This window comes from Pseudomonas reactans, assembly GCF_013387025.1.
Lineage (GTDB): Bacteria > Pseudomonadota > Gammaproteobacteria > Pseudomonadales > Pseudomonadaceae > Aquipseudomonas > Aquipseudomonas reactans.
On sequence record NZ_JACAQP010000005.1, the window covers coordinates 270,127 to 282,547 of the forward strand.

General features: G+C 59.9%; 11 protein-coding genes. 5 read left to right on the top strand and 6 right to left on the bottom strand.

Annotated features, from left to right (window positions below; translation table 11 throughout):
- Positions 1-27 precede the first annotated feature (27 nt).
- The gene (locus tag HX793_RS05655) at positions 28-1,392 is read left to right on the top strand and encodes a DUF1329 domain-containing protein (RefSeq protein WP_016978294.1); all 1,365 of its coding nucleotides are present in this window, start codon (positions 28-30) and stop codon (positions 1,390-1,392) included.
- Positions 1,393-1,578: 186 nt separating this feature from the next.
- Positions 1,579-4,308 (top strand): winged helix-turn-helix domain-containing protein, encoded by a 2,730-nt coding sequence (locus HX793_RS05660; protein WP_177050223.1) that lies wholly within the window; start codon positions 1,579-1,581, stop codon positions 4,306-4,308.
- On the opposite strand, the gene HX793_RS05665 is transcribed toward HX793_RS05660, so the two are convergent.
- Positions 4,305-5,576 carry a type II toxin-antitoxin system HipA family toxin gene (locus HX793_RS05665; RefSeq protein ID WP_177050221.1) on the bottom strand — a complete coding sequence of 424 codons (1,272 nt, stop codon included), beginning with the start codon at positions 5,574-5,576 and terminating at the stop codon, positions 4,305-4,307. The two genes, HX793_RS05660 and HX793_RS05665, sit on opposite strands and share 4 nt — an antisense overlap.
- Positions 5,576-6,043 (bottom strand): helix-turn-helix domain-containing protein, encoded by a 468-nt coding sequence (locus tag HX793_RS05670; protein WP_177050219.1) that lies wholly within the window; start codon positions 6,041-6,043, stop codon positions 5,576-5,578. The genes HX793_RS05665 and HX793_RS05670 overlap by 1 nt, the downstream gene beginning before the upstream one ends.
- A gap of 138 nt (positions 6,044-6,181) precedes the next feature.
- Between HX793_RS05670 and HX793_RS05675 the strand changes: the two genes are divergently transcribed.
- Positions 6,182-6,826, top strand: coding sequence for an MBL fold metallo-hydrolase (locus tag HX793_RS05675; protein WP_177050217.1), 645 nt, complete (start codon positions 6,182-6,184; stop codon positions 6,824-6,826).
- A 192-nt stretch (positions 6,827-7,018) separates the two neighbouring features.
- The gene (locus tag HX793_RS05680) at positions 7,019-7,792 is read left to right on the top strand and encodes a YiaD family glycine zipper/OmpA-like lipoprotein (RefSeq protein WP_016978289.1); all 774 of its coding nucleotides are present in this window, start codon (positions 7,019-7,021) and stop codon (positions 7,790-7,792) included.
- Between the two features lie 58 nt (positions 7,793-7,850).
- Here the strand turns inward: HX793_RS05680 and HX793_RS05685 are convergent, their stop codons facing one another.
- From HX793_RS05685 to HX793_RS05700, 4 genes are all read right to left on the bottom strand, one after another.
- A complete protein-coding gene (locus HX793_RS05685) occupies positions 7,851-8,432 on the bottom strand; it encodes a BON domain-containing protein (protein ID WP_016974948.1) in 582 nt (193 codons plus the stop codon).
- Positions 8,429-9,022 (bottom strand): phosphoheptose isomerase, encoded by a 594-nt coding sequence (locus HX793_RS05690; RefSeq protein ID WP_007904374.1) that lies wholly within the window; start codon positions 9,020-9,022, stop codon positions 8,429-8,431. Before HX793_RS05690 ends, HX793_RS05685 begins: the two co-directional genes overlap by 4 nt.
- A gap of 92 nt (positions 9,023-9,114) precedes the next feature.
- Positions 9,115-9,486 (bottom strand): YraN family protein, encoded by a 372-nt coding sequence (locus HX793_RS05695; protein WP_016974949.1) that lies wholly within the window; start codon positions 9,484-9,486, stop codon positions 9,115-9,117.
- Positions 9,486-11,297, bottom strand: coding sequence for a penicillin-binding protein activator (locus tag HX793_RS05700; RefSeq protein WP_177050215.1), 1,812 nt, complete (start codon positions 11,295-11,297; stop codon positions 9,486-9,488). Before HX793_RS05700 ends, HX793_RS05695 begins: the two co-directional genes overlap by 1 nt.
- 176 nt (positions 11,298-11,473) lie before the next feature.
- On the opposite strand from HX793_RS05700, the gene rsmI reads away from it, so the two are divergent.
- Positions 11,474-12,379, top strand: coding sequence for a 16S rRNA (cytidine(1402)-2'-O)-methyltransferase (gene rsmI / locus HX793_RS05705; RefSeq protein ID WP_016974951.1), 906 nt, complete (start codon positions 11,474-11,476; stop codon positions 12,377-12,379).
- Positions 12,380-12,421: the final 42 nt, after the last annotated feature.

The window sequence follows — 12,421 nt, forward strand, 5'->3', positions numbered from 1 at the left end:
CACACTGCATTTCAGGAAGACCAGAACATGAAAATAACCAAAAGTCTGTTGCACGTGGGTGTGCTTGGGCTGTCGATCCTGGCGAGCAACGTCATGGCGGCAGTGTCGGCGGATGAAGCCGCCAAGCTGGGCACGACCCTGACACCGATGGGCGCCGAAATGGCCGGTAACGCGGCGGGTACTATTCCAAAATGGTCGCCGCTGCCCACCAACGCAGGCGCTGTTGACGCCCGTGGGTTCCTGGCCAACCCATACGCCAGTGAACAACCGCAATTCACCATCACTGCGGCGAACGTCGAGCAGTACAAGGACAAGCTGGCGCCGGGGCAGTACGCGATGTTCAAGCGCTACCCGGAAACCTTCAAGATGCCGGTCTACCCGACCCATCGCGGTGCCACCGTGCCGGCGGAGGTGTTTGCGTCCATCAAGAAAAACGCCACCAACACCAATCTGGTGTCTGGCGGTAACGGCCTGGAAAACTTCGAAACGGCCGTGCCGTTCCCGATCCCGAAAAGCGGTGTCGAGGTGATCTGGAACCACATCACCCGCTATCGCGGCGGCAGCGTAACCCGTTTGGTAACCCAGGCTACGCCGCAAACCAACGGTTCCTACAGCCTGGTGTATTTCCGTGACCAGTTTGTGTTCCGCGACAAAATGAAAGACTACGACCCGAAAAATCCGGGCAACGTGCTGTTCTACTTCAAGCAGCAAGTGACTGCACCTGCGCGTCTGGCCGGTGGTGTATTGCTGGTGCACGAAACCCTGGATCAGGTGAAGGAACCGCGTTCGGCCTGGGTCTACAACGCCGGCCAGCGCCGTGTGCGCCGAGCGCCGCAAGTGTCCTATGACGGGCCAGGCACCGCAGCCGACGGCCTGCGTACCTCCGACAACCTCGACATGTACAACGGTGCACCGGATCGCTACGACTGGAAGCTGGACGGCAAGAAAGAAATCTACATCGCCTCCAACAGCTACAAGATCGACGATCCGAAGCTCAAGTACGCCGATATCATCAAGGCCGGCCACATCAACCAGGACCTGACGCGTTACGAGCTGCGCCGCGTCTGGCACGTGGTCGCCACCTTGAAGGAAGGCCAGCGCCACATCTACGCCAAGCGTGACTTCTTCATTGACGAAGACACCTGGCAAGCAGCGGTCATCGATCACTACGACGGTCGTGGCCAACTGTGGCGCGTGGCGGAGGCCCATGCCGAGAACTACTACGACAAGCAAGTGCCGTGGTACGCCCTGGAAACCCTCTACGACCTGCAGTCCGGCCGCTACCTGGCGCTGGGCATGAAGAACGAAGAGAAGCAGGCGTATGACTTTGGCTTCACCGCCACCACCAGCGACTTCACCCCGGCGGCCTTGCGCCAGGATGGTGTTCGCTAACGTGCGTTAACCGAGGCCGCATCCTCGCAAAGAAGCCCCGACCGGTTCGGGGCTTTTTTGTGCGCGTATTTTTTTGTCGCAGTTCTTTTTCAGGCAAATGTTGCAAAGATCTACAAACCGGCGGCTTTTACCGCTAGTCTGCGGACATCTGCAATGCCGACAACAGCCTTCTACAAGAGCCCGGCGATGACTGATCTGTCCCGAATCCAAGGGCCTGCCAGTGCGGTGATTCCGACCCTGGAAGGTCGCTTCTACAGGCCACCTCTGCCTGACGGCTATGTGCTGCGTCCGCGCCTGTGCGAACGCCTGAGCGCCGGGCTGGAAGGGCGGTTGCTGCTGGTCAGCGCACCGGCTGGGTTTGGCAAGAGTTCGTTGGCGGTGGAGTTCTGCCAGAGCTTGCCGGCCCATTGGCAAAGCCTGTGGCTGGGCCTCAGCCCACGGGATAACGACCCCGGGCGTTTCCTTGAACGCCTGCTCGACGGTTTGCAGCAATTCTTCCCGCAACTCGGCGCCCAATCCCTGGGCCTGCTGAAAATGCGCCAGCGTCATCAACCCTTTGCCTTTGAAGAATGGCTTGACGGCCTGCTCGACGAGCTGGCTGTGCACCTGTCCGCCCGTGCGCCGCTGTTGCTGGTGCTGGATGATTACCATCTGGCCCAGGGGCCGGTGCTCGACCGTTGCCTGCAGTTTTTCCTCAATCATTTGCCTGATGGCCTTGTGGTATTGGTCACCAGCCGTCAGCGTCCGGACTGGCATCTGGCGCGGCTGCGGCTGTCGCGTCATCTGCTGGAACTGCACGAACAGGATTTGCGTCTGACGCACGACGAATCACTGGCCGTGCTGGATCGCCACAGCAGTTCCTTGCGCGGTGAAGCCCTCGACAACCTGATCCGCCGCAGCGAAGGCTGGGTCGCCGGCCTGCGCTTCTGGTTGCTGGCCGCCTCCGAGGCCGGCAGCGACGGCGCCTTGCCGCAGAGTCTGCACGGCGGCGAAGGACTGATCCGCGATTACCTGCTGGAAGAGGTCATCGACTGCCTGCCGACCGAAGTGCAGGCGTTTTTGTACGATACCGCCCCTCAGGACCGATTTTGCAGCGAACTTTGCGATGCGGTGCGTGAAGCCCACGACAGTGCCGAAATCCTGCGTTACCTGCAGGCGCACCAAGTATTCCTGGTGCCGCTTGACGAGCAGGGGCATTGGTACCGTTATCACCATCTTTTTTCGGACTTGCTACGCACGCGGCGTGCCAGCAGCAACGTGTTGCCGGCGGCCAGCCTGCACCTGCGCGCGTGTCGCTGGTTCAATGCCCAGGGTTTGATCGACGAGGCGGTGGAGCAGGCATTGCGCGCCGGTCACCTGGATGTGGCTGCGAATCTGGTACAAAACCTTTCCGAAGAACAACTGTTGGCCGAGCAGAACGTGGGCATGTTGCTGCGCTGGAAAATGGACTTGCCCGACAGCTTGCTGATCAGCACGCCGCGCTTGATCGTGCTCTACAGCTGGGCCTTGGGCCTGGCCTGCCAACTGGATGCGGCGGAAGAACTGTCCAGCTACCTCAGTCGTTTCTTGCCGGCGCCGTCGGCCACTGCGCAAAAGTCGATGTTGGCCCAGTGGCTGGCATTGAGCGGGATCATCGCCCGTGGCCGTGGCGATCGCGAACTGACTCAGCGATATTGCAGCGAAGCGCTGGAAAGCTTGCCGCAACGGCGTTACGGCCAACGGTTGATGTGCTTGTCGACCCTGTCCAACCTGGCCATTGTCGATGCCGACCTGTGGCGTGCGCGTGGCTTGAACCGAGAATCCCTGGAACTGGCGCAGCGCGTCGGCAACCCCTTGTTCGAAGCCCTGGCCCATTACGACCGTGCGCGGGTGTTACAGGCGCGCGGCGAGATCCTGCGCTCCCTGGATGAAGTGCGCCAAGGCTTGCAACGTCTGCATGGCCTGGCACCGCAGCGCTTGTATGCGGTGCGTGCGCGGTTATCGCTTTATGAGGGTTTTCTGCTGCTGGTGCGCCTCCAGCCCGAAGCCGGGCTCGCCCGTTTGCGCGCCGGTCTTGCTGAAGCCAGGGCTTGCCGCGACATCAGTGTGTTGATCGGCCACTGCGTGATCGCCAATTTCGAAGGGCGCCGTGGCGACTTTGCCAAAGCCTTCGCCGAGCTGGCCGAGGCCGAGCGGTTGATGCATATCTGGGACGTGCCGCCAATCTACTACCTGGCGATGATCACCCTGATCAAGTGCGAGCTGTGGCTGGCCCAGGGCCGTACCGACTTGGCTGACGCCTGGTTGACGCGTCTGGGGCAAACCTACAATGGCGAAAACGCCGCCGCCGCGCCAGAGTTTCACCCACATCTGCCACAGCATATCGGGCTGCAACAGGCAGCGTTGGATGCTACTCGACACCAACCGGCGGCGGCGTTGCAGCGACTTGAAGAACTGGCGCAGCAGGCGCACAAAAGTGGGCGCCAGATGATCGCGTTGATGGCCCTGACCCAACGGGTACAACTGTTGCTGGAGGAGGGGCAGGAGGCAAAGGCGCGCCCAGTGTTTGTCCAGGCCCTTGAAGCCGGTACAGGTGGCGCGTTGCAACCCTTCCAGCGATTGCTGGAAACCCACCCGGACTGGATGCGCGAGCAGCTTGCCAAAGATCCCCATGGGTTGCTGAGCCAGAGCCTGCTGGCGCTGTTACCGGCGGTTGCAGTGGTGGAGGCAGCTTCGACTCATGAGACATTGAGCGCCCGAGAGCTGGCGGTGCTGCAATTGATCGCTCAGGGCTGCTCGAATCAGGAGATCAGCAACCGGTTGTTTATCTCACTGCACACGGTCAAGACTCACGCGAGCCACATCAACAGCAAGCTGGGCGTCGAGCGGCGCACCCAGGCGGTGGCTAGGGCGCAGGAGTTGAGGCTGATTGGTTAAGCCTGGGCTTTTGCAAAAGCCGGAGCCATGTAGTCTTGTTCTCTTTGTGAAAAGCCCACTGCTTGGGCGACGGTTCGCCAGTGGCTAACGGAACTGATGCAATCAGCGATAATTTCATCCGCATCTCCAAGGTTCACACGAAAGAAGCCGGCGACCTCTCTCGCCAGTTCGAGATCCAGTGCGTTGTCATGTTCGGTGATATTAAGTTTCAGGCCGTCTCCCATTGGCGTCGGGTTTAAATCATACGCATCCGAAAGGCGCCATCCGTGACCTGGTTCCAGGATGAAACCATGATTGCGCAGGTGGTCGTCGGTGTTTGAAACCAGAATATTGAACACGATGCGTGTCCATAGCTCTTGCAAATCCTGATCAGTGTTCGAGCCATTGCGCATCAGTACTTCAGCCAACTCTAGATAGCTTGCGCCCGTGCTCGCGTCGTCACCATCGACTCGACTGGTGAGGGTCATAGCGGATGCAAAATGCAGGCGGCCGCCCGCGGCCGTGCGGTCGAACCGCTTGACCATGAAACAATGAAAGTCGCTGGCATAGCGTTTGGCGACTGCCGAGGCGACTCTCAAACCACATGCCTTGGCAAGAGCATTGATGACCAACTCCCAACCACCTACATCGTAGGTATCGCGGGTAGAGGGAAACTTGGCGATCCAAAGATGATTATTGCGATCGGCCACACTGGCTTTCGGGCGTGCTCCACCCAGGGAACCGCCGGGTGCAATCAACATGCGCAACCACTCCCGACCTTCTGGCGCCCGATTATCCGGATCGTTCTCCAGTTCGCGACTGGCTCTTTCAAGCGCGTGCAACTCGATAAAAGGCGGCGCAGCAATGGCGTCCTGGTCGTCGAGAAAATGGCCGGTGTCGTTCAGTCGGTAACGCAGTGCGCCTGCGCGAAAGACGTCATGTACGCCCAGCAAGTAGTCCGACTCGCCGAGCCGAGTGTTCGCGTCGTACAGCCCGTCGCGGATGTCGCGTTCCAGACGGCGTTTCATCAGCAGGCGACCCCAGCGATCCGGGCAGGAATCGCTGAACACACCAAACATGTTCCGCCCCTCAGCGGGAAACTGAGCACCTGCAAAGGGGCCAATGCCAGGATCAATCCGGATGGCGCTCAGTGCTCGGTTTTGCAAGGCCAGGGGATCGTGTTCGTACTCGAACTTTTCGGTCTGTCGGGTTTTTCTTGCGTGCAGCCAGCCAAGCCGTAATGGGCCGTCGATACCTTCCCAGTCGGCATAAACCCCAATCATGGTCATTATGTGTCTTTCCTTTGCCGTGGTGGGATCAGCGCAGCCAGCGCATCGCTGCTGATCGTGCCCTTGTCGGGAGGGGGCATAGGATTTGAAGGTAGTGGCTTCGTACGAACGCTGGCGGGCTTAGTTGTAACTTTCTCTGACGCCATCGACGTATTCGTTCGGGTAACTGATGTCTTTGCGGATAGCAGCTTTGCATCCTGAAGATGTCTACCCAGTTCATCTTCCGATGCGACGGTGTTCAGGTCTTTTTCGAGGCCAAGGACCTGCAAGATCGCCAAGTAAGCGCCCATCGTGCTACCCGAAGATCCTCGCTCCAAGGCGCGAAGCGTCATCTGGGACATGCCGGCACGTTCAGCGGCTTGTTTGGCGGTGATTTTTCGGCGCATGCGAGCAAGTTTGATCCGCTCGCCGAGGCCGGCAAGCAAGCGTTCTGTAGCAGGTAGCAGCGGAGATGTTTTTTTTGCCATGCTATTATTCCTGCACTTTTTTGCGGTAAGTGAAAAAATAATAGCACTTTAACTGGCTTCTGAAAGTGCAATTATTTTGGCGATATTGGCTTGGAAGTTTTAGTTTAATTGCACTGAGTAGGATTCAGAGGATCACCCATGACGCTCATAGCCCCCACGCTGATTCGCGAAACCTTCCCCGTCGGCCCCCTGCAGTGCAACTGCACCATCATCGGCGACCCCGTCAGCAAAAAGGCCATCGTGGTCGATCCAGGCGGCAACCATGAGCTGATCTTGGCACGGCTTGATGCTCTGGGCCTGAAGGTGGTGAGCATCATCCACACCCATGCTCATCTTGATCACTTCCTGGCGTCCGGCCAGTTGAAAGAAAAGACCGGTGCCACCTTGCACCTGCACAAAGAAGATCAATTCCTTTGGGACAATCTGGAAATGCAATGCCAGATGTTTCGTGTGCCCTACATCCCGGTGCCTTCGCCGGACCGTTGGCTGGAACATGATGAAGAGTTGCCCTGCGGTTGTGGTGTGGCGTTGCACACGCCCGGCCATACGCCAGGGTCGATGAGCTTCTGGTTTGCCGATGCCAAGTTGCTGATTGCTGGTGATACGCTGTTCCGCCGAGGCATAGGGCGAACAGATTTGTGGGGCGGTGACCAGGCTACGATCGTGCGCTCTATCAAGCAGCGGCTGTACACCCTGGACGAGGGTGCGACGGTGGTGACCGGGCACGGGCCGGATACCCGGCTGGGCGATGAAATGCGTGAGAACCCTTTTGTGCGGGCATGAAGGAATAATTGCCGGGCTGAACGCGTTCTATAACAGGCAAACCTTGTAGCAAAAACTCAGGTCGTGTTCAGCGCGCGTCTGCTACGGTTTCTGTAGCCACGGAATTTTTACCGTTTGTCGCGTTCCAAACTCGGCACAGGTCCATTGCCAATGTCCTTTGCACCATAGAATGCAAAAGTAGGAGCTCCCTTCATGTTCACTTCGCGTCGTCTGCTTGTTGTCGCTACCGCCGTAGCCTTGTTGTCCGGCTGCGCATCACCTAACCCTTATGACGGCAGCAGCCAGGGACAGGCGAGTAATGAATCCGGCGGTATGAGCAAGACCGCCAAGTACGGTGGCCTGGGCGCCCTGGCCGGTGCATTGGCGGGTGCGGCCATCGATCACAACAACCGTGGCAAGGGCGCGCTGATCGGTGCGGTCGTTGCGGGTGCTGGTGCTGCAGGTTACGGCTACTATGCCGACCAACAGGAAAAGAAACTGCGTGAAAGTATGGCCAATACCGGTGTTGAGGTTCAGCGCCAGGGCGACCAGATCAAGCTGATCATGCCGGGCAACATCACCTTCGCGACCAACTCGGACGCGATCTCCAGCAGCTTCTACCAGCCGCTGAACAACCTGGCCAACTCGCTCAAGCAATTCAACCAGAACACTATCCAGATCGTCGGCTACACCGACAGCACCGGTAGCCGCCAGTTGAACATGGACCTGTCCCAGCGTCGTGCGCAGAGCGTGGCCAACTACCTGACGTCCCAAGGCGTCAACGGCGCCAACCTGAGCGCCCGCGGTGCCGGCCCGGATAACCCGATTGCCAGCAACGCCGACGTCAACGGTCGTGCCCAGAACCGTCGTGTTGAAGTCAACCTCGGCCCGATCCCAGGCCAGCAGTATGGCCAGCCAGGTACCCAGCAACAGGCGCCACAACAAAACAACCAGTTCCAGGGCAATCCGTACTCGCAGTACCAGTAAATATTCGCTGATAAAAAAGGGCGCCATGCGGCGCCCTTTTTCGTGGCTGTCGTTTCGGTCAGTCGATGTACTCGAACACCTTCACGATTTTCTGTACCCCGGACACACCCTGCACCAAGTTGGCTGCGCGAGTGGCTTCGGCCTGGGTGAGCAGGCCCATCAGGTAGACGATGCCGTTGTCGGTCACGACCTTGATGCGCGAACCTGGGATCGCGTTATCGGTGAGCATCTGTGCCTTGATCTTGGTGGTCAGCAGCGCGTCGTTGCTGATGGCCAGCAGGGTGATCGGGTCCATCACTTGCAGTTCGTTGTGGACCTTCTTCACGCGCTGTACAGCGGCGGCGGCTTGTTCGGCCTGGGCCTTGAGGTCGGCACGTGGCGTCTGGCCGGCGAGCAGCACGACGCCGTTGAAGCTGGTAACCACAATGCGCGAGGCGCCGTTGCCCAGGTCGGTAGCGGCCTTGGCGACGTTGACCTCAACCTTGGTTTCGATCAGTGAGTCATCGATCTTGCTGCCGAAGGTACGGGTGCCCTTGTCATCCTGAATAGGGGTGTCGCGTGTTGCAGTGATGGCCGTGCTGCAGCCGCTGATAGCGAGGCACAGGGTGATGGCCAAAAGGCTGAGGCGGTTAACGGTCATTCTTCACTCCCAAACAGTTGGCTGTCGATCAGATCGCACAGGCAGTGGATCGCCAGCAGGTGGACTTCTTGGATACGTGCGGTGACATTGGCCGGGACACGGATCTCCACGTCTTCAGGCAACAGCAGCGAAGCCATGCCGCCGCCATCGCGCCCGGTCAATGCTACGACAATCATTTCGCGATCATGTGCGGCCTGGATCGCCTGAATAATATTCGCCGAGTTGCCGCTGGTAGAAATCGCCAGCAGCACATCGCCTGGTTGGCCCAGGGCGCGGATCTGCTTGGAGAAGATTTCGTTGTAGCTGTAGTCGTTGGCGATCGAGGTGATCGTCGACGAGTCAGTGGTCAAGGCAATGGCTGGCAGGCTCGGGCGCTCACGCTCGAAGCGGTTGAGCAGCTCGGATGAGAAATGCTGGGCATCGCCGGCCGAACCGCCGTTGCCGCACGAAAGCATTTTGCCCTCGTTGAGCAAGGCATTGACCATGACCTGACTGGCTTGCTCGATGTGCGGTGCAAGTACGTCCATCGCCTGTTGCTTGGTGTCGATGCTGGCCTGGAAAAGCTGGCGAATTCGGGATTGCATGTCCATCTGTGTGACCTTAAGTGGCGCGGCTGTTTGGCACAGGAATGTGCAGCCCGCAAAGCAAAGAGCAAAAGTGTGTGGTGAAGATGTCCGGCGAATCAGCTGTCGAAGGCATCTTTGAGCCAGTTCAGATCAGCCTGACCAGACGGTGTGCTTTCTATGGCAACCACATCGAAACGGCAGGGGGCGTCGGTCCAGCGATGCTCTTTCTGCAGGAAAAACTGCGCGGCGAGTATCAGCTTTTGACGCTTGCGCCCGTCAATACTGGCGAGCGCGCCACCCCATTGTGCGTGTTTTCTGTAGCGGACTTCGACGAATACTACTGTATCGCCGTCAAGCATGACCAGATCAAGCTCGCCGCGTTTACACAACCAGTTCTGCGCCAGCAGGCGCAGACCCTGTTGTTGCAAGTGTTTCAGAGCTTGTAGTTCGGCATCCTTGCCGCTTTGTGCGCTGGACCGCTCGGGCATCAGCGCGGGGTATCCGGCAGGCGCTGGACCTCGCCGCCGACAAACTTGGCCCATGGCATCTGGCGATCAACGCGCTGGTTGGCGCTGATGCCCAGGTTACCCGACAGACCGTCAACACGGGTGTCCGGCAGTGCCTTGAGTTGCCCAAGGCGCGGCGCCAGGCGGTAGGCATCGACGCCCATTGCGTACAGGCGGCCGAGGCTGCCATTGGCTTGCGGCCATTGTGCGGCAACCTGGTTGCGCAGCGGGTCGGTGGTGTTGAGCAGCCAAGGGGTTTCGCAGAACATCACGTTGGTCATGTCCAGGTACTGGTTCTTGTCGCCGCTGGCGCTGAACACGTGGGACGTGGCGTACACCGGCACATCGCCAGCATACTGGAAGTTCAGGGTCGGCTTGATCTGCTGGGCCAGTTGCGGGGTCACGGCCAGGAAGATGAACTCGATGTCCTGGCGACGCGAAGGTTGCGCAGCGACGTCGGTGCCGACGGTGCTTTGCAGGCTCTTGGCGCGCCCTTCGCTTTTGCGCAGTTGGAACAGATCGGCAATTTGCTGGGCGAGGGCAACGGGCTGATCGACATATTCAACCCCCATGACCTGGCCGCCATTGGCTTCCCAGTCCTGGCGGAAGGCCTTGTAGACACGCTCGCCCCATTCGCCACGGGGCACCATTGCAGCCGCACGATGCAGGCCATCGGCACGGGCGCGGCGCGATACTTCGCGGGCTTCGTCTTCTGCGGCCAGGCCGAACTGGAACAATTGCGCCGGGCTACGATCGGTCTCGCTGTAGTTCAGCGCCAGGGTGGTGATCGGCAACTGCGGGCGTGCGCTGAGCTGTTTGACCAGCGGCTTCTCCAGCGGGCCGACCACCAGTTGCACGCCGGCAGCCTGGGCCTTGGCGTAGAAGTCGTCGAGGGAATTGAGGCGCGAGCTGTCATAGAACTCGATCACCGGCGGCTTCTGCCCAGCTTGTTCAGCCTGGTAGTGCGCAGCCATGAAACCTTCGCGCAGCGCCTTGCCAACGGAAGCCAGCGGGCCGTCCTGTGGCAGCAGCAGGGCGATCTTGGTCAGGGGCTGGCTCGCCAGCTCCTTGAGCTTGGTCAGTGGCGTCGGCAATTGCACCGCGGCCGGATGGCTCGGGTTCTGTGCACGCCAGGTATCGATGGCAGCCTGTTGTTGCTCCAGCGTGCCGGCGCCTTTGACCGCCTGTGCCAGGGTGATCCAGCCGTCGAGCGTCGGGTTGCCGCTGGCTTGCAGCTGTTCAGCCGGCAGGGCGGCAATCAGTACCCAGATGGCTTCGTGGTTGTTTTTGGCGGCATCGCCTGTGAGCAGTGGGGCCATGGCGACACGTTCGCGCGCGGCGGCCAAGGTCTGGCCATCGGCCTCATAGGCGCGGGCGTGCACGCTGCCGGTGCGCAGTTGCTGTTCAGGCGGCAGGTCCTTCAGGTTTTGCAGGCTCGGGTGGTTCAGGGCGCTCAACGCGGCCTTGGGCTGGTTGCGCGCCATGGCCAGTTCGGCGGCCAGGGTGCTGGCAAACACTTGCGCGGCGGGCTTGAGGACATCCAAGGGCACCTGAGCAAGAATCTGCGACGAGCGGCCAGGGTTGTTCTGTTTATAGGCCATGTCTGCCGCACTCAGGCGCAGCAGCGCGGCCTTTTCTGGCGTCTTGGCGGTGGTGGCCTGTTCGAGCAGTTGCTCGATACTGGCGTCCGGGGTCCGTGGAAGGTCGCCAAGGCTGGACGAGGGCGAGCTGGCACACGCGGCCAATAAGGCAGCGAGGCAGAGGGCGGAGAGCAGCCGCAGGCAAGCGATCATGTAAGTGTTCCTGATACCGATCAAATTAGCGTGGAATTGTACCCAAGCACTGGCCCAGGCGCGATGTTACTGGCGTGAAACCGTCGATTTAGGTCGTGCAAATGTTGCAACGGGCGTTAAACGGCTGAAAAGGCATCGGCCGTGATGGCATATTTTCCAGGCGCCTACGCGCTACAATGTCGCTTTTGCCAACCATCGAGGTGTGCGTTTTGACTGCTCCAGGTCCTTTGAATTCCACTGCAGGCTCGCTTTTTGTCGTGGCGACGCCCATTGGCAACCTGGACGACATCAGTGCCCGGGCATTGAAAGTGTTGCGCGAGGTTAAATTGATCGCGGCTGAAGACACGCGGCACTCCCAGCGGTTAATGCAGCATTTTGGTATCAGCACGCCATTAGCGGCTTGCCATGAGCACAACGAGCGCGAGGAAGGCAGTCGCTTCATCGTGCGCCTGCTGGCCGGCGACGATGTAGCGTTGATCTCCGACGCGGGCACGCCGCTGATCTCCGATCCCGGCTACCACTTGGTACGCCAGGCGCGAGCCGCTGGTATCAATGTAGTGCCTGTTCCGGGAGCGTGCGCGCTGATCGCTGCATTGTCGGCGGCGGGCCTGCCGTCCGACCGTTTCATCTTTGAAGGTTTCCTGCCGGCCAAGGCTGTTGGGCGTCGCGCACGCCTTCAGGCGCTGAAAGAAGAACCCCGCACCTTGATCTTCTATGAAGCCCCGCATCGCATCCTTGAATGCCTGCAGGACATGGAGCTGGTGTTCGGCGGCGAACGCCTGGCCTTGCTGGCGCGAGAGCTGACCAAGACCTTCGAGACCCTCAAGGGCCTGCCTTTGGAAGAGCTGCGTGGGTTCGTCGAGGGCGACAGCAACCAGCAGCGCGGCGAGTGTGTGGTGCTGGTGGCGGGCTGGACGGCGCCTGAGGATGAAGACGCGGTGGGCAGCGAGGCCATGCGCATCCTGGACCTGCTGCTCAAGGAGATGCCGCTCAAGCGGGCTGCGGCCCTGGCGGCGGAAATTACCGGCGTGCGCAAGAATCTCTTGTATCAAGCAGCGCTGGATAAGCAGAAAGCGGAATAGTTCCGGCGTTAAACCTGTATTCCGTCTGAACGTGATGGCAAT